12 protein-coding genes are annotated in these 17,860 nt (G+C 64.0%); 9 read left to right on the forward strand and 3 right to left on the reverse strand.

All coding sequences use genetic code 11. The features are described from left to right. Nucleotides 1-9 precede the first annotated feature (9 nt). The 3 genes from FHR20_RS14570 (at nucleotide 10) to FHR20_RS14580 (ending at nucleotide 6,608) form a co-directional block, all read left to right on the forward strand. Complete coding sequence (locus FHR20_RS14570) at nucleotides 10-3,243, forward strand: TonB-dependent receptor (protein WP_341786455.1); 3,234 nt, start codon at nucleotides 10-12, stop codon at nucleotides 3,241-3,243. 167 nt (nucleotides 3,244-3,410) lie between these two features. Beyond that, nucleotides 3,411-3,872 carry a hypothetical protein gene (locus tag FHR20_RS14575; protein WP_167300285.1) on the forward strand — a complete coding sequence of 154 codons (462 nt, stop codon included), beginning with the start codon at nucleotides 3,411-3,413 and terminating at the stop codon, nucleotides 3,870-3,872. Between the two features lie 135 nt (nucleotides 3,873-4,007). After that, nucleotides 4,008-6,608, forward strand: a complete 2,601-nt coding sequence (locus FHR20_RS14580) for a porin family protein (protein ID WP_167300286.1) — start codon at nucleotides 4,008-4,010, stop codon at nucleotides 6,606-6,608. A gap of 77 nt (nucleotides 6,609-6,685) precedes the next feature. Here the strand turns inward: FHR20_RS14580 and FHR20_RS14585 are convergent, their stop codons facing one another. Then, nucleotides 6,686-7,006 (reverse strand): DMT family transporter, encoded by a 321-nt coding sequence (locus FHR20_RS14585; protein ID WP_167300287.1) that lies wholly within the window; start codon nucleotides 7,004-7,006, stop codon nucleotides 6,686-6,688. 160 nt (nucleotides 7,007-7,166) lie between these two features. Next, the gene (locus FHR20_RS14590; protein WP_167300288.1) at nucleotides 7,167-7,925 is read right to left on the reverse strand and encodes a sulfite exporter TauE/SafE family protein; all 759 of its coding nucleotides are present in this window, start codon (nucleotides 7,923-7,925) and stop codon (nucleotides 7,167-7,169) included. Between the two features lie 124 nt (nucleotides 7,926-8,049). Here FHR20_RS14590 and FHR20_RS14595 point away from each other — a divergent pair, with 124 nt between their 5' ends. Further along, a complete protein-coding gene (locus tag FHR20_RS14595) occupies nucleotides 8,050-9,393 on the forward strand; it encodes an aminotransferase-like domain-containing protein (RefSeq protein ID WP_167300289.1) in 1,344 nt (447 codons plus the stop codon). A 76-nt stretch (nucleotides 9,394-9,469) separates the two neighbouring features. Here the strand turns inward: FHR20_RS14595 and FHR20_RS14600 are convergent, their stop codons facing one another. Then, nucleotides 9,470-11,428 carry an acyl-CoA synthetase gene (locus FHR20_RS14600; RefSeq protein ID WP_208413591.1) on the reverse strand — a complete coding sequence of 653 codons (1,959 nt, stop codon included), beginning with the start codon at nucleotides 11,426-11,428 and terminating at the stop codon, nucleotides 9,470-9,472. A 253-nt stretch (nucleotides 11,429-11,681) separates the two neighbouring features. On the opposite strand from FHR20_RS14600, the gene FHR20_RS14605 reads away from it, so the two are divergent. From FHR20_RS14605 to FHR20_RS14625, 5 genes are all read left to right on the forward strand, one after another. Further along, entirely contained in the window at nucleotides 11,682-12,707 is a 1,026-nt protein-coding gene (locus tag FHR20_RS14605) for a LacI family DNA-binding transcriptional regulator (RefSeq protein ID WP_167300290.1), read from the forward strand. Between the two features lie 121 nt (nucleotides 12,708-12,828). After that, a complete protein-coding gene (locus tag FHR20_RS14610) occupies nucleotides 12,829-15,066 on the forward strand; it encodes a TonB-dependent receptor (RefSeq protein ID WP_167300291.1) in 2,238 nt (745 codons plus the stop codon). Nucleotides 15,067-15,099: 33 nt separating this feature from the next. After that, nucleotides 15,100-16,080 (forward strand): alpha/beta hydrolase, encoded by a 981-nt coding sequence (locus FHR20_RS14615; protein WP_208413592.1) that lies wholly within the window; start codon nucleotides 15,100-15,102, stop codon nucleotides 16,078-16,080. Nucleotides 16,081-16,281: 201 nt separating this feature from the next. Beyond that, nucleotides 16,282-16,776, forward strand: a complete 495-nt coding sequence (locus FHR20_RS14620) for an RNA polymerase sigma factor (protein WP_167300293.1) — start codon at nucleotides 16,282-16,284, stop codon at nucleotides 16,774-16,776. A 47-nt stretch (nucleotides 16,777-16,823) separates the two neighbouring features. After that, nucleotides 16,824-17,840, forward strand: a complete 1,017-nt coding sequence (locus tag FHR20_RS14625) for a FecR domain-containing protein (protein ID WP_167300294.1) — start codon at nucleotides 16,824-16,826, stop codon at nucleotides 17,838-17,840. Nucleotides 17,841-17,860: the final 20 nt, after the last annotated feature.

Here is a 17,860-nt window from a genome sequence, read left to right on the forward strand (position 1 = left end):
GGGTAGCGGGTGAAAGGCATATCGTCGGCATTTTACTGCGGCGCAGCAATTGCCGCCATTGCGGCGAGCAGTCCGGTTGCAGCGCAAACACGATCATTCGATCTTTCGGCGGGGGTAGCCGAGCAAAGCATTCCGGCCTTTGCGAAACAGGCCGGCATCCAGATCATGGCGGATGGCAGGCTCGTGCGCGGCAAGCGCACCAATGCCGTACGCGGAACCAAATCGGTGGAAGAGGGCCTGCGCGAACTGCTCGCGGGGACGAATCTTTTCGCCGAACTGCAACCGGGCCGAGCAGGCTCCTTCATCATCCGGGCGGGAGGCGCGGCATCTGCCGCCCCAAAAGCCCAATTCGTGGCCTCCCCGCCACAGACAGCGCCAGCCGAGGAGCCCGCAAGCGGGCAGCAAGCGCCATTCAGCAATGACATCATCGTGACCGCGCAGAAGCGCCGGGAATCGATGCAGAGCGTGCCGATTGCGATGAGCGCGTTCACCTCGAAAACGCTTGATGAAATGAAGATCGAGGGGGGCTCGGAACTTGTCCGTGCGGTGCCCAACATCTCATTCTCAAAGTCGAATTTCGCGAGCTACAATTTCTCGATCCGCGGCGTCGGCACCAAGGCGCTATCGGTCACCTCCGATCCTGGCGTGGCGGTCAGCTTCAACAATACCCCGCTGATCCGCAATCGTCTGTTCGAACAGGAATATTTCGACGTGCAACGCGTCGAAGTGCTGCGCGGGCCGCAAGGCACCCTCTATGGCCGCAACGCAACTGCGGGCGTGGTCAACATGATCCCGAATTTCGCCAACCCCGACAGGCTTGCCGCCGAGTTCAAGCTCGAGACCGGCAATTACAAGTCGATGCGGGCAACCGGCATGGTCAATCTGCCGATCACCGATACGCTCGCCGTGCGCGCCGCCGGCGCCTGGACCAACCGCGACGGATATGACTACAACACCGTCACCGATCAGCGCGTCAACGGCCGCAACCTCTGGGGCGGCCGCGTCACCGCGACCTGGCAGCCGGGCCGCAGTTTCAGGATCAATGCGGCGTGGGAACATTTCTACGAAGATGACAATCGCTCGCGCACGGGCAAGCAGCTTTGTCATACCGATCCCGGGCCGGCCTCGGTGGATGGCAAGGCCCTTACGCCCGTGATCAGGGGCGCCCTGAGCCAGGGTTGCTTGCCGGGCTCGCTCTATGACGACGGCGCCTATGGCGTTCCGAACGGCTTCTCCCTGCCCTATATCAACGCGGCCGCCTCCCTGATCTCATTGGGATACAAGGCCGGAGCCGTGGGCGGAGCCGCTCCGATCATGTTGATCGACGATACGCGAGATCCCTATGCGGGCGTGATGCAATCCCGCAATCTTCGAGAGATCGCGACCGCCATAGATCCCAAGTTTCGTGCGAAGAACGATATTCTTCAGCTCAATATCGAGGCAAGCCTGGGGCAGAATCTGAAATTCTATTCCAGCACCTCATATTCCGAGGATTCATACCATTCCTTTCAGGACTACAATAGATTCAATAGCGGAAGTGTATTCAACGATTCGAGCGTTCTATTTGCTCTTAGGACCAGGCCGTTGGCGACCAAGGGCATCGCCATCGGAGGTATTTTGGACGACCCCCAATTGGGCGCTTCGTCCAGCATCCTCGGCGCGGACATGGTCAATTCCCATAGCAAGCAATGGTATCAGGAATTCCGCCTGCAATCGTCATTCGACGGAAGGCTGGAGTTCAACCTTGGGGTCAACTATCTAAATTTCAAGATAAAAGAAGATTATTACGTATTCAATAATCTGTTCACCGCCATCGCCAGAACAGTTCTGGGAACGGGAAATACCAGCGGCGTCGTCAGGGACTGTGCCGGGTGGACCGGGGGAGCGGATTGCACCTATGTCGATCCAAATCCATTGAGCTCTCTCAACGGAAATGGGCACAATTATTTTCGTAGCCAGAATATCGCCAAAACGGAATCCTATGCGGGGTTCGGTGAAGTCTATTTCAAGGCCGCCGACCGGCTGAAAGTTACGGCAGGGCTTCGCTACACCGACGACAGGAAGACGGCGACGCCCATCCCGACGCAACTGCTCCTCGGCACGGGGATCCTGGGATTTGGCCTGATCAACGAGGGATATCAGGCGTCACCGGATATCGTGCAGAAATGGGGCCGCGTAACGGGAAGGTTCGTCGTGGATTGGAAGCCACGCCTCGCTTTCACGGACGAGACCCTGTTCTACGCATCCTTTGCGCATGGCTACAAAGGGGGCGGCACCAACCCTCCGGGAATTGGGGCCAATCCGGCCTATCTGCAATTCTTTCCCGCGCCTCGGACCTTCAAGCCCGAAAGCGTCAATGCGTTTGAGGTCGGAACGAAAAATGCCCTGGCCGGCGGACGGCTGACGCTGAATGCGACCGCCTTCTATTACAAATACAAGGATTATCAGGTTTCCCAGATCGTCGACCGCATTGCTCTGAATGAAAATTACAATGCCGATATCTGGGGTGCCGAGCTCGAAATGCTGTGGCGGCCGACGCGACGCATCAGCCTGAACGCCAATGTCGGATATCTCGGCACGCGCATCGCGAACGGCATGAAGTCAGTCGACGTCATGAATCGCACGCAGGGAAATCCGGATTGGGTCATTGTCAAACCCTGGATCCAACTGGCTTCCAACTGCATTGCGCCGCGCGCGCTTGTTGAGAAGATCATCAAACGATCCTCGTTCAACAACGCAAGCGGCCCTGGCGATCTGTCGACATTTTGCGGTGGGCAAGTCGGCAAGAATTTCACCGCCGGAAGCTATTTCTCCAATCTTACCGGGATTGTGTACAATCCGGCAACAGATGCGCCAAATAATGGCAGGGGTTTTTACGCTGATCTTGGTGGGAACGAACTACCGAACTCTCCTCATTGGACAGTCAATATTGGCGCGCAATATGTACTCCCGATCGGCGAATGGAATCTCGCGTTCAGGGGCGATTATTATCGCCAAAGCTCGAGCTGGTCACGTGTGTACAACACATCGATCGATCGTTTGCGGTCGTGGGACAACGCGAACATCTCCGTGACGCTCGATCGTCCGGAAAGTGGATTCTCGACGCAATTCTATATCAAGAACGTATTCAACAAGACGCCGATTACGGATGCGTTCATCAATAGCGATGACAGCGGTCTGACGGCCAATGTATTTACGCTTGACCCAAGAATAATAGGTTTTAGCATGACGAAGAAATTCTGATGACTCATCAATAATGAGTCGTGAATTCCGCGTAATTTCGTCCAACTTGCCAGAACTTCTGGGATCGCTCCATGAAAGTGAGCGATGATGTTCGCAGGGAGCACTCAAATTCTGCGACCATCTGGGGAGCGACACCTCTCATGTCGCGTACAAGTAGGAGAAGGATTATGTTGAAGGCTTCTATCAGCGCAGTCGCCGCGCTTGTCGGCGTGACCGCAATGCCTGCCTATGCGCAGAGCTTTACCCCGGCGCCGACGACGGTTTCCGGGAGCGGTACGGGGTATGTGAATGGCACCCCCTGCACCGGCGCAACTGTCAACGGGTCGGTAGATTCGTCCGGTACCTATGTGGATGTGACGTTTGACAATTCGGCAACGGCTTGTTCTGCTTACGGGGTCACCGCTCGCGTCTGGGCGAACGGTTCGTTGAGCAACGTAGTTGTTACCTATCTTCCCACGTCCACCGTCATTTGCAGCAGCGGGTCCACGATCTACACGAACGTGGTCGAGTATACCAATCTATCGGGGCCCAAGGTGAACGCATTTGTCGATCCTTCGGCACCCGTCACTGTTGGCGCTTGCGCGGTGGCGGCCGACATGACCGTCGGCACCCTGACATACGTGCCGTAAGGCACGATTGTTCAATGCAGTAGGCGGATGCTCCGACCGGCGGATCGCCGATTGAAGCACCCGCCCCCAGACCCGTCCAACAGGCACCGCGTCGTTCCGAGCGGCGCGGTGCCATTTCCATCTGGGATGGCATGGATGGGAATTGCCGCGGTACGGTGCGCCAACGGATTTTGCAATGTGCGCTGGTCCAGACGATCAATTGCTAGCGTCCTCCTCACGCTGAATTTGGCGCCGGCGCCCGCCGATGGCAGGATAGCGGCAGGCGAAGCCGCGACCCGGCGTGCAAGCGATCAGGCGCAGCGCAATGCGCAGGATCGGGAGCCCGGGCAGGATGACATCGTCGTCACCGCGCCCCGGCGCGGCGATGCGCAAGTCGCTGCCGAAACCGAATTCAGCGAGGATCAGATAGCCTCCCAGGGTCTGGACTCGATCGATGACCTGCTGTTGCACCTTCGGCCCTTTCTCGGTCCCGACGGCGAGGAGCCGGTTCTACTGATCAATGGCAGACCGGCTGGCTTTGATCGTTCAATTCTGGGCTATCCGCCCGAGGCGCTCACTCGACTGGCCATTCTCAAACCGGAAGCGGCCGCGCGCTATGGCGCCGCTCCCGGAAGGCGCGTCGTCAATCTCGTGCTCAAGCAACATTTCGCCAGCCTCGATCTGGATGCCAGCACATCGGCTCCCCTTCGTGGCGGCCAGATGAGCAATGGTCTTATCGCGGCCCGCACCATCGTCCACGGGGATGCGCGCTGGAATATTCGCGCGAACATCGGGCGTGACAGCGGCATGCGCAAGAATGCCCGGTCCATCCCGCGGGATGCCGGGGTCTATGACCGGTCGGGCGTCATCTCCGCCCCCGATGGAGGTGAGATCGATCCCGCGCTCAGCGCCGCGGCCGGCTCGACGATCACAACCGCCGCTCTTCCGGGCCTCGCGCCTACCATGCCGCCCGCGCTGGCGGATCTTGTCGCTACTGCGGGGCAGGGCGACCCGTTCGATCCGAATGCATATATTTCGCTACAACCCGCGCGAAAATCGGTGAGCCTGACGATCGGCATGGCGCGACCCGTCGGTCCGTTCGGCCTGTCGCTCTCCCTCACGGCCAATAGCCTTGGCAGCGAAGCGCTACGCGGGGTTCCGATGGCATCGGTGGTGTTGCCGGCAGGCAATCCCTGGTCGCCCTTCTCGCGCGCCATCCTGCTGACGCGGCCGCTCGATGGCATCAGCGCGCTGCGCGCCAACAATCTTGCACAATCATTGGGCGGCTCCCTGATGTTGAACGGTTCGGTCGCCGGATGGCAAGCCAATCTGGGCATCAACTACCGCATCAGCCGGAACGACAATCTCCTGGAGACGGGCATCGACACGCGAAGCGTGCAGCGTCTGCTGGATATCGGGGACCCGGCCTTCAACCCCTACGCCCGCTGGCCCCGGCATTTGCTATTGGGGACGAGGACAAGAACCGCGTCCGATGACTGGAGCGTTCGAATCGATCTCCAGAAAGGCGTCGTTCAACTGCCGGCGGGGCCGCTGACGATCAGCCTTTCGGGCAATGCCAGCCGCACCGCCACGCACATGCGCCAACACGATACCATGGGGAATGCGATATCGACCAATGACAGGTCACGGGATCAGGCAAATGTACAGGCCGGGCTCGCCGTCCCGATCGCGCGACGCGGCAACGGACCGCCATCTCCGATCGGAGACCTGTCCGTTGACCTGACGGCGGGATGGCAGTCGATGAGCGAAAGCAAACCGCAATGGCGCCTGAGCAGCGGTGTCACCTGGTCCCCCATCTCAGCGGTCCAGTTCCGAGCGATGCTCGACGATCAGCAGGCCTCGCCTTCGATGGCGGAGTTGGACGGGCCAATCATCACGACCGTCATGCGAATGGTCGATTACGCCAAGCAGGTTGTTGCCGAGCCGATCGTGATCACGGGAGGCAATCCGGCACTCAAAGGGGGCAGCCGCCGCGAAATGAGGGTCTCGGCGATGGTGCGTCCGCTGAAGAGCGGAATGCTGACCTTCAATGTCGGATATCGTCAAACGGTCTCGAAGAACATGCCAAGCCCGCTGCCGGAGCTGACGCCGGCGATCGAAGCGGCATTCAAGGACCGTATTGCCCGTGACGCGGACGGCAATCTCGTATCGATCGACGCGCGATCGATCAATATCGCCAAGGATCGTATCGCCGACCTATCGGGTGGCCTGGCGCTGCGCTTTGCCGGCGGCAACGCAACGACGATCCCGGGCGCACGCGCGGATCCGGTTCAATACACGCTGGCATTGAACGAGACATACCATCTGAAAAGCGACATGCTCGTCAAAGCGGGATTGCCCGTCATCGATCGCCTTAGGGGAGGGAGTGGCCTGTCGCGTCACACGGTCAGCCTGCAATTCGATGTCGGAACGCGCGGCCTGGGGGCCTCGCTCGGTGCAAGCTGGAACAGCGCCGCGCGCATCGTCAGCCCCGGATCCAATCCAGACCAGGCGTTTCGGGTCACCCCGCCGCTAACGATCGGTCTTTCCACTTTCCTGAACCCGGACAACATCTTCAGGGGCTGGCGCGACAATCCGTTGACGAAGGGCTGGAAGATATCTGCCACTGTCCAGAACCTGCTCAACAGGTATCGGCGCGTCGCGCTCGTCAACGGCCAGATCCCCACAGGCTATACCCATGATGAAATCGATCCGTTGGGCCGAACGATCCGACTTCAAATCCGAAAGAGATTCTAGCGGCAACGCGCTGCCGGGCCTGACTGGAAACGAGCGGGCATCGGGCCGGGGGCCGATGCCGTCCCGTTCCGCCGCCCTCATGCGCTGGCGAACAGCTTGGTCCCCACCACGCCGACGATGATCAGGCCGATAAAGCCCATCTGCACCGGGTTGAGCTTCTCGCCGAACAGCAGGATGCCGAAGATCGTGACGCCCACCGCGCCCAGGCCCGTCCACACGGCATAGGCAGTGCCCGCCGGCAGGCCGCGCATCGCGAGCGCGAGCAGGCCCATGTTCACGAAGCTGAGCGTTATCGGCACCGCCGACGCCATCCAGTTGCCCTGCATGGCCGCCCATTTGAGGCTGAGCGCCCAGATGATTTCGGTGATCACGGCAATGCCGAGCACGAGCCACGCCATGGCGCATCTCCAGTTTCACGGGCTCGGAGGGAAGGACGCGACAGCCGGAAACCCGAAAGAGGCGCGCGCCACGCCGGGCTGATAGGGTGCAGCGCGGCATCTGTCCATGACGCGCTCGGCCGCGTTTGCGCGCGGCGCCGGGAGCCCGGGAGCGCCGATGTCACGCGACGTAGCCGGAAATCCCATCCCACAACAGCTTCAGCGCCGTCACCACCAACAGGCCGTAGCAGGCACGATATACCTGGCGCTGATCGAGCGTGCCGTGCAGCCGCCAGCCGGCCCAAATGCCGGTGGGGATCGCGAGCAGGCAGATTCCCATCAGTTGCCAGGTCTTGGCGCCGGGCTGCGACAGGAGCAGCCACGGCACCAGCTTGGTCGCATTGCCGACCGTGAAGAACAGGCTGGTGGTGCCGGCATAGAGTGCCTTGCTCAGGCCCAGCGGCAGCAGATACATTGCGAGCGGCGGACCGCCGGAATGGGCGACCATGGTGGTGATTCCAGAGGTGAACCCGGCCGCGATCGCCTTGGGCGTGGAGCGCGGGCGAACGGTCACATCGGCGCCGCGCACGAACCAGAGCCCGACAAAGGCAAGGGTGATCGCCGCCATCAGGATCGCGATGGCACGATGATCCAGCATCTGGAACACCAGATAGCCAAAGCCGATGCCGATCACGAGGCCTGGCACGAGCAGCTTCAGATCCGGCCGCGACCAGGTCGAGGGCTTCCAGTAGCGCAGCGCGACCAGGTCCATCGCAATGAACAGGGGGGCGAGAAGGCCGCCTGCAGTGACCGGGTCCATCACGAGCGAGAGCAGGGGAATGCCGATAATGGCGAACCCGCCACCGAATGCACCGCGCATGAAGCTGATCAGGAATACGCCGGCAAAGGCGACGAGGATCGTCGCAAGGGTCAGTTCCATGTCGGTCTCCACAGCCCCTGCGTCGCGATTGCCGATGCTTGCGTGTCGCGGTCGCCCGGGTTGATGGGGGGAATGATCCGATATACTATTCGGTGCAATTCAAAGATTGATCTCGGAGCAATATATGTCGACCTCCGAATATGCGAAGCTGGCCGATGCCATCGCCGCCGATATCGTGAACGGCGTGCTCAAGCCGGGCGATCGCCTGCCGCCGCAGCGCGCTTTCGCCTATCGGCACGATATTGCCGTTTCGACCGCGAGCCGCGTCTATGCCGAATTGCTCCGTCGGCGCCTCGTGGTCGGCGAAGTGGGGCGCGGCACCTTTGTCTCGGGGCAATCCGGGCGTGGCGTCGAAGCACCGGGTGAGCCGCGCGGCATCCGGATCGATCTCGAATTCAACTATCCGATCCTGCCCGGTCAGACCGCACTGATCGCGAAGAGCCTGAAGGGTCTCGACGCACCCGCGCCGCTGGAGGCCGCGTTGCGACAGGCGACCAGTGTCGGGACGGAGGCGGCTCGAAATATCGGCGCTGCGTTTCTGGCGCAGGGAAGCTGGTTGCCCGACGCCGATCAACTCGTCTTCGCAGGCAATGGGAGACAGGCCATCGCCGCCGCGCTTGCCGCCCTGGTTCCGACCGGCGGGCGCTGCGGGGTCGAAACCCTGACCTATCCCTTCATCAAGGGAATCGCCTCCCGGCTGGGCATCACCCTGGTTCCGCTGACGATGGACGAAGATGGCGTGCGGCCGGATTCGGTGGAGAAGGCCCACCGCGAAGCGCGGCTCTCGGCCCTCTATGTTCAGCCGGCGGTTCAGAATCCGCTCGGCATCACGATGCCGCTTTCGCGTCGGACCGATCTCTTGCGGGTGGCCGAAGCGCTTGGGATCATGATCATCGAAGACCGGGTATATGGCTTTCTCGATGACGCGCCGCCTCTCGCCGCGCTTGCCCCGAACGCATGCGTTGTCGTCGACAGCCTGTCCAAAAGGGTGGCGCCCGGCCTTTCGCTCGGCTTCATCATCCCGCCGCCGCATCTGCGCGAGGACATGAAGGCGCTGGTCCGCTCGGGCGGTTGGACCGCCTCGGGATTTGCGTTCGCCGCAGCCCAGCGCATGATGGGGGACGGCACGGTTGCCGAGCTGGTCAGGCTGAAACGGCTCGACGCCCGTGCGCGCCAGAAGCGCGCGGCCGAGCATCTCTCCGGGTTCGAGATTCGGGCGAACGAGAATTGCTATCACCTCTGGCTGACGCTCCCGCAGCATTGGCGCTCGCAGAACTTCGTCGTCGCGGCGGCCAGGCGGGACGTTGCGCTGACCCCTTCGACGACCTTTGCGGTCACTCCGGGCCATGCGCCCAATGCCGTCAGGCTCGCATTGGCGACTCCGGCGATGGACCAGCTCGATACGGGGCTGCGCACCCTGGCTGCGATACTGCGCGCGCGTGAAGAGGATATGGAGTCGACCGAATGAGGGCCGGTGCGGCGAGGAGGCAGGCTTCTCGGGAAGAAGAGGGATATTCCCGAGCCCGGCCGGCTGACCGGTCGAGCTAGTTGCCGGCGCGGCAGTCGATATCGATCTGAAAGCTGAAGCGCGCAAGCGCGTCGCGAACGGCCATGCCGTTCGGGGCGTCGATCGAGATGCGGACGACCGTGCCGCGCCGGGGATCGTCGCGCGCACATATGTCGGCAAAGGGGATGCCGGCCTGATCGAGCACCTCGCGCGCCGCCGCCGCGACTTCGATCAGCCGCAGGCTCGGCTTGTGGATCTTGCCCACGGCGGTGAGCGGCATCGATGGGAGGATGGCTATGCGCCTGGGGATGGCGGCACGCTCGCCGATCCGCGCCGCGGCATGCGCCAGAAGGGCCGGCGCGTCGGTGGCGGCGTCGCTGCGGAGCTGGACGAACGCCACCGGTACTTCGCCGGCATAGCCATCGGGCCGGCCGATGGCAGCCGCGAGGACGACATCCGGGTGCGAATAGAGCGCTTCCTCTATCGTCGATGGATCGATGTTGTGGCCGCCGCGGATGATCAAGTCCTTGGCGCGACCGGTCAGCCACAGATAGCCATCGGCATCCATGCGCCCAAGGTCGCCGGTGTTGAGCCATTTGCGGCCATCGCCCCGATCGACCCATGCGCCGGCATTGTGCCGATCGTCGAGATAGCCGGAGAACAGGTTGGGGCCGGCAATCGTGACCACGCCGATGTCATCGACCTCGCAATCGCGCAGAAAGGCGCCGGCGGCATCGAGAATGACGATGCGGATATCCTCGGTCGGCAGTGGGAGGCCGACGGATCCGGGCCGATGCTCGCCGTCGATCGGATTGAGCGAGGCGACGCAGGCGCTCTCGGTCAGGCCATATCCTTCGGAGATCGAGACGCGGCAGGTCTTCTCGAAGCGTTGCAGGAGATCGGCCGACAGGGGCGATGCGCCGCATATCGCGAAACGGAAGGACGACAGGTCGAACGCTTCGCTGGGATATTCCAGCAGCGCGGCGAGAAGCGTGGGCACCGCGCTGAAGCCGGTTACGCGATGATGCTCGACGATCTCCCAGAAACGCGGGAGGAGGCCGGGCGCGCGAAACCCCTGCGGCGTGCCGAGAAGAACCGATGCCCCCTTCAGGAACGGGATCAGCCCCGTGACCATCACCGCGTTCACATGGAACAGGGGCAAGCCGCAGAAGAGGAGGGATTCCTCGGTCAATGCGGGGCCGATCATCCGCGCAGCCATCCAGCTGTTGGCGATGACCTGGGCATGGGTGCGTACCGCGATCTTGGGGAGCCCCGTGGTGCCGCCGGTGCAGAAATAGGAGGCGGTATCGCCGGGCGCGATATCGCGCCCGGCGACCAGGTGGTCGGCCGGCATCGCGCGGAGCGCGCGGGCGAAATCGTGGACGGTCACGCCCGCCCGCGAAGGAGCCGGCAGGACGGCCGGCGCAGGCGGGCCTTCCCGTTCGTCGATCAGGACCAGGTGCTCGATCGCGGTCGCCCTGGACAGGATCGCCCCCACTTTGTCGAACAGGTCGGAACCGGCGCCGAGCGTGACCAGCACCCTGGCCTTCGCGGCCGTGAGCAGCGATGCGAGCGGCTCCGCTTCGAGCATCGGATTGAGCGGCATCACGATGCCCGCCGCTTCCGCGCCCCATAGGGCGATATGGGTCTCCGGCAGATTCGGGAGCAGCACCGCCACGACGTCCTGCGCGCCCACGCCAAGCATCCCGAACAGATTGGCTGCCCTGGTCACGTCGGCGAAGAGTTCGCCATAGGACATCCGGCGCACCTCCCGATGCGTCGCCACATCGCGGAAGCTGGCCAGCGCGGTCCTTTCCCCGTGGCGCTCGGCGGACCTTCGAAGCAGATCATAGCTGCTGGTCGGCAGGTCGGAAGGCAGGCCCCCGCATCCGGCCTCGATCACGTCGGTCAGGGTAAGGATGGCCGGCGGGGCGCCCGCATCCTCCATGCTTGCGCGGCCGGCGGTGCCGCTTCCGACTGTCGACGGCTTTCCCACATTTTCCTCCCGAAGCGACGTGAGCCATCGATCGCGATGAACCAGCCAGGCCCGATTTGCGGATGGGCTACCCTCGACACTCGACTATGTAAAGGTATACAAGGCCCGGATGGGGGCGGCCATGGTTGCGGCTCGACCTTGCCGACCGCGGGGGGCATGATTGCTTCCGGAGGGCATTTGTTGCGATCAAGGCGCAGGACGCGATCGCGCGCGGCGTGGGAGGGCCGGAGGCCTTGAAGGGGTATCGAAGGACATGACGAAGAGGCGCAGTGACCGCGCGAATTCTCTGGACGTGGCGCGGCTGGCGGGAGTCTCGATCGCTGCGGTGAGTCGCGCGTTTACGCCGGGCAGCAGCATATCGGACGAACTCGCCGAAAAGGTGCGCAGGGCCGCGCGCCAGCTCAACTACGTGCCCAACAGCCTCGCCAGCAGCCTGATCACGCGGCAGACGAACATCGTCGCGCTGATGCTCCCCAGGATGAGCAATCCGATCTATGCGGCGATGCTTGCCGAGGTCAGCCGGCGGCTCGAGGAATTGAACAAGCAGGTGCTGCTGTTCACGCCGAGCGACGAATCCGACTTCGATCGCTCGCTGGGCCGCATGCTGGAATATCAGGTCGATGCCATCGTCATCGCCGCCGCGACCATTTCCAATCGCATGGCGGCGCTTTGCCTGGATCGCAACGTGCCCGTCGTGATGCTTGGCCGCCACGTTCCGGGGCTTCCCGTCCATAGCGTGCGCCCGAATGCGCGCGATGGCGGGACCCGGGCGGCGGAACTGCTGTTGCGGGGAGGCGGCAGGCGTTTCGGCATCGTCGCCGGCCCATCGAGCCTCACCACGATGGTCGAGCGCCAGCGTGCCGTTGTCGACCGGCTGCAGGCGGCGCCGGACGCCAGCGTCGTGGCGATCGTCGACGGGGGGCTGACCTATGAGGGCGGGTACGAGGCGGCGCTCGCGATCATGGATCGCGCGGACCGTCCGGATTCGGTGGTCTGCATGACCGACATCATGGCCCTGGGCGCGATGGACGCGATCCGGCATCGCCTGTCGCTCAGGATCCCGGACGACGTCGCGATCATCGGCTTCGACGATATCGCCGAGGCCGCCCATGCCAGCTATTCGCTGACGACGGTCAAGACCCCCCTTGTCGAGATGGTCGGCCATATGATCGACCTGATCGCCATGCCGGAAACCGACGCCGCGCCAAGGATTGTCGAGATCGACGCCGAGCTGGTCGTGCGCCGATCGACGCGCGCCGCGCACCCGGCGGCGCAATGACCGGCCGCTCCGCGCTCGCACGCTAGTTCCGCCCGATGATCGCCGTGCCTTGTATGGCGCGGAGCTTGCTGCTATTGGCCTTTGTAAGCCTTTACAAAAGAGGCAATGGGGAGAGGCACGGATGGGCAGGTTCACACTTCTGGTCGGTGCGGGCGGGGCGGTCGTCTGCGCAATGGCGGCGCCGGGCGCGGCCGCACAGGATCGCGCGCCGCCGGAGATTTCGGCGGCGAGCGGGCAGGACAGCGAGATCATCGTCACCGCGACGCGCCGCAACGAGCGGCTCCAGGACGTTGCTGGCGCGGTAAGCGCCTTGACGGGCGACACCCTCGAGCGGCTCCGCGCCAAATCGCTCGCGGACTTCGCCGCCTATACGCCAGGCGTCAGTTTCGAGACCACGACGCCGAGCACGAACAAGGTCGTCATCCGCGGCATCACCACCGGCGGCACGCAGCTCAACAGCGCCATCGGCCTGTATCTGGACGATGTGCCGATCGGCTCCAGCACCCCGTTCGGCTTCGGTGTCCAGGCCATCAATCTTGGGATGTTCGACCTTCGGCGGATCGAAGTGCTGAACGGTCCGCAGGGAACGCTGTTCGGCGCCAATGCCCTTGGCGGCACCTTGCGCTACATCACCGAGATCCCGGTGCTGGACGAAACCAGGGGGCGGATCGAGGGAGAGGCCGGATACACGGCGCATGGCGACGCCAATCTCGCGGGGCGGGCCATGCTCAATCTGCCGTTCGGAGATCGTGTTGCGCTGCGTGCCACCGGCCTTGTGTCGAAGGATGCGGGATATGCCGACGATCCGGCGCATAATCGCCGGAATCTCGGCGACGCGCGCACGTTGCAGGGGCGCGCTTCGCTGCTGTTCCAGGCGACACCGGATCTGAGCATCCGCCTCAACGGCTATGCGCAGCGGATCCGGAGCAACGGCAACGCCGTCGTCTTCCGCGATCCCGTCACGCATCGGCCGACCGGGGGCGTCTATGACCAGTCGTTCGCTCTCGAGCAGCCGTCGGAGGCGACGCTGTACGTCGGCAGCGCCGTGATCGACTGGATGCTCGGCTTCGCCAAGCTGACTTCGATCACCGCCTATCAGAAGACGACGATCAACAGCATCCGCGACTTCACCGTGCCCTACAGCGCCATCCTGCGCGCGGCGATCGGACCGGCCGGGGCCAATCCCTACGGCGTGCCCGCCGATGTCGGTACGAAGCGCTTCACGCAGGAAGTGCGGCTGGCATCCGGCAACAACAAGTCGTTCGAATGGGTGGTCGGCGGCTTCTATTCCAACGAGGACACTCTCCAGAACATAAGGGCGCTCAATGCCGCCGATCCGCAGGGCAAGCTCCTGGGTTTGACCCTGGCGGAGTTGAAGCTTCCCAGCACGGCGCGCGAATTTGCGCTGTTTGCCAATGGAACCGTCTATTTCACCTCGACCATCGATGCCACGATCGGCGTTCGCCAAAGCTGGAACGATCAGGTCTTCACCACCAATGGCGTCGGCCTGCTGGTCAATTCGCGCGCACCGACGACGCCGGTCACCAGCACCGGAGAATCGAACGAGAGCGTCCGAACCTATCTGTTCAACCTGCGCTATCGGCCGACCGCGCGAACGCTGGTCTATGGACGGATCGCCAGCGGATATCGCCCCGGAGGTCCCAATCTCGTGATCAACGGCGTCGGCACCGGAAGCGATCGCTTCGAGGCCGACACGCTGTGGAACTACGAGCTCGGCCTGAAGCACGGTTTCGGCGGCGGGCGCGGCTTCTTCAATATCAGCGGCTATCATATCGACTGGACGAACATCCAGCAGGTCAGGAACGTGGGCGGCATCAACCAGCTGGTCAACGCCGGCAATGCCCGCATCAACGGCGTCGAATCCGCGCTGTCCTACCGAGTCGTTCCCGGAGTCAGCCTGTTGCTCTCCGGGGCCTATACCGATGCGAAGCTGACGACCGCCGCGCCGGCGCTCGGCGTCAACCATGCCGGTGCGCGCATCCCGCTTTCGCCAAGGGTCTCCATCGCCCTTGCCGGCAATTACGACTTCGATCTCGGCGACCGGTGGAGCGGCACGTTCAATCTCGGAATCCGGCATATCGGCGAGCGCACGGCAGGGTATGCGGGGAGCGCGATCGCGCCGCTCTACAAGCTTGCCGCCTATTCCGTCGTCGATGCGACGCTGTCGCTGCGGACGGCGAGCGGCTGGGAAATCGGGCCCTATGTCAAGAATGTCTTCGACAGGCGCGGCGAGGTTTCGGCGAGCACCGTCTTCAACCAATATGTGCCGGGCACTCCGGTCGCGGTCACGATTTCCCAGCCCCGCACGTTCGGCCTGGTGGTGGGGCGCAATTTCTGATCGTCGGCCTGTCGACAGTTTCGGGTGGAGGAAATGATCGTGACTGAACCCGTCATACGCCCGGATGCGCGGGCCTTTCTGGATTTCTGGAACGCGTCGCTGCTCGCGCGCATGGAGGATTTCCCGGCCGAGCAGGTACGCGCGATCATGAACCAGGTCAGGGCGACGGCGCCTTCCGTCGTGCACGATCTTGCGGTGTTGCGGGATCTCGAGGCCGGTTTCGACGGACGGTCGCTCCGGATGCGTTTCTATGATCGCCGGGCGGAGCGGGCGCCGGGGCCCCTGGTGATCTATTACCATGGCGGCGGCTTCGTGCTCGGCGATCTCGACACGCATCATGCGCTCTGCATCGCGCTTGCGGAGCAACTGGACCTGCCGCTGGTATCGGTCGAGTATCGCCTCGCTCCGGAGCACCCATGGCCCGCGGCCCCCGATGACGCCGAAGCGGCGGCACGGTGGCTCGCCGAGCATGCGGAAGATGCCCTCGACCGCGGGATTGCATCGCTCGTCCTCGCCGGCGACAGCGCGGGCGCCAATCTCGCGGCGGTTACCGCAAGGGCCCTGCGCGACGCGCCGGCTGCCGTGCCGGTCTCGGCGCAGTTCCTGGCCTATCCGTGCGTCGACAGCGCGGGCGGCACCCGGTCGCGCGCGGAATTCGCGGAGGGGTTTCTGCTGACAAGCGCCAGCATAGACTGGTTCTTCAAGCAATATGCGGCGCCGGCCGGCGATCCGCGCTTCGATCTGCTGCACGCCGATCCGACGGGCATGCCGCCGACCGTGCTGGTGACGGCCGGGCTCGATCCGCTGCGGGACGAAGGCCGGATCTATGCCGGGGCGCTGATCGCGGCCGGCGTACCGGTCACGTATCGGGAAGCGCGCGGCAACATCCATGGCTGTTTCAGCATGGCCGCGGCGATCCCCTCGACAGCGGCGGACATCCGCGAGGCCGTGGCGGCGCTCGGACTTGCGATGGCGGCCGGGCAGGCGCGCGACGAGGGCGGCACCGGGGATTGACCAGGCCCGCGCCCGGTATCGATCCCGTCCGGCTCCGGTTCCTTCGATGGGGCCGATCCGGCATTTGACGACCGGCATTACGGTATTTGCGCGGGCGAACGTCCCTGAGATAGGATCTTCCGATATCGGGGCACCCGAAATGTCGACCACCGGCCAATGAAGGGCAAGAGTCCGATCCGGAATCTGGATGTCGATCGCCATGTGGTCGACGATCTCGCGCGGCGGTATCGATCCACGTTGCTGCGCTATTTCCAGCGCCGGGGCGTGGCGCCGCTCGACGCGGAAGACGCCGTGCAGGAAGTCTTCGTCCGGTTGAGCCAGCGCAAGGCGCTCGCGGACGACGTCCATCAGCCCGAAAGCTATATCTTCGCGACGGCGGCCAATGTGGCGACCGACCTGCATCGCCGTGCCACGGTGCGCGCGAACGATCGGCACGAGTTGTTCGACGACGTGCTCCACGCGCCGCTCGACCTCGATCCGGAAACCATCTGCGCGGGACGCGAGGCGCTGCGCGCCGTCGTGGTGGCGCTGAAGGAACTGCCCGAGCGCACGCGCACCATTTTCATCCTGGCCCGGCTCGAGCAAATGAAACAGGCCGAGATCGCGCGCCGGCTCGGCGTTTCGCTCAACACGGTCGAAAAGCATTTGCACAGGGCGGTCGCGTATCTTGGCGAAAGGGCGGGGCGACGGTCATGACCAATCCCGCTGCCCCTTCCGGAATCCCCGCGATGTCGCCGCACGAAGTGGCGGCCAAATGGTTCCTGCAAAGCGAGGCGGTCGCGCTGGGGCACGCTGACCGCGCGCGCCTGGAGACCTGGCTCGCGGCCGACCCGCGCCACCAGGCCGCCTGGGATGACGTGGCCACGGCCTTGCGGACGGTGGCCGACAATGCCGCCGACAGGGAGTTTCTGGCGATGCGATCCCGGGCCCTGGCGGCTCGGCCGGAGCGCCGCTGGCCGCTATCCCGCATGATGGCGGCGGTGGCCGGATTGCTGGTCGTCGTCCTGACGTCGATACTCGTCTTCCGCGAAGTCTATCCGGGGCCGGTGCATCGCAACGGCATTGCCGCCGCCGGCCCGGCGCGCGCGCTCTATCGAACCACTATCGGCGGCCGCGCCGAAGTGACTCTGCCCGATGGTTCGGTGGCGGTGCTGGATACGGACAGCGCGATGCGCATCGCCTATACCGACAAGGAGCGGGGAATCCGGCTGCTGAAGGGCCAGGCCCTGTTCGTCGTCGCCAAGCATCAGCCGGCACCGTTCCAGGTCTATGCCGGCAGCCAGCGGGTGACGGCGGTGGGCACGCGGTTCAACGTTCGGGTGGAAGGCCATGGTCGCTCCCCGAAGACAAGCGTCGCGCTCATCGAAGGCGTGGTCCGCGTCGCGGGGCTCGACTTCGCCGGGTCGGCCATGCCGGATCGCCGGACGGGCGAAATCACCATGCGCGCCGGCGAACTCTTCGATTCCGCCAGGCCCGGTGCGCTGCGGCTATCCGCGTCCGAAGCGGAGGGCGCGGCCAGTTGGGTGTCGGGGACCTTGTCGTTCAACGATATGCCGCTCGGACGGGCGGTTGCCGAAATGAACCGCTATACCGCGCGCCCCATCGGCCTGGGCGGCGGGGACATCGCGAACCTCAGGGTCAGCGGTGTCTTCAAGACCGGCGACTCCCAGCATTTCGCAGAGTCGATGGCGGAAGTCTTTCATTTGCGCGTGGCGCATGATGCGCGCGGCAATCCGCTCCTCCTGCCCAGCCCGGAATGAGCGCCGCGGCCGCACGATCG

Origin of the sequence: Sphingomonas leidyi (genome assembly GCF_011761945.1) — a bacterium.
Lineage (GTDB): Bacteria > Pseudomonadota > Alphaproteobacteria > Sphingomonadales > Sphingomonadaceae > Sphingomonas > Sphingomonas leidyi.

What these genes read in the sequence shown, in the direction of transcription:
- FHR20_RS14575 (WP_167300285.1), top strand. Translation starts at nt 3,411, where the DNA reads ATGTTGAAGGCTTCTATCAGCGCAGTCGCCGCGCTTGTCGGCGTGACC.
- FHR20_RS14580 (WP_167300286.1), top strand. Translation starts at nt 4,008, where the DNA reads ATGGGAATTGCCGCGGTACGGTGCGCCAACGGATTTTGCAATGTGCGC.
- FHR20_RS14585 (WP_167300287.1), bottom strand. Translation starts at nt 7,006, where the DNA reads ATGGCGTGGCTCGTGCTCGGCATTGCCGTGATCACCGAAATCATCTGG.
- FHR20_RS14590 (WP_167300288.1), bottom strand. Translation starts at nt 7,925, where the DNA reads ATGGAACTGACCCTTGCGACGATCCTCGTCGCCTTTGCCGGCGTATTC.
- FHR20_RS14595 (WP_167300289.1), top strand. Translation starts at nt 8,050, where the DNA reads ATGTCGACCTCCGAATATGCGAAGCTGGCCGATGCCATCGCCGCCGAT.
- FHR20_RS14605 (WP_167300290.1), top strand. Translation starts at nt 11,682, where the DNA reads ATGACGAAGAGGCGCAGTGACCGCGCGAATTCTCTGGACGTGGCGCGG.
- FHR20_RS14610 (WP_167300291.1), top strand. Translation starts at nt 12,829, where the DNA reads ATGGGCAGGTTCACACTTCTGGTCGGTGCGGGCGGGGCGGTCGTCTGC.
- FHR20_RS14615 (WP_208413592.1), top strand. Translation starts at nt 15,100, where the DNA reads ATGATCGTGACTGAACCCGTCATACGCCCGGATGCGCGGGCCTTTCTG.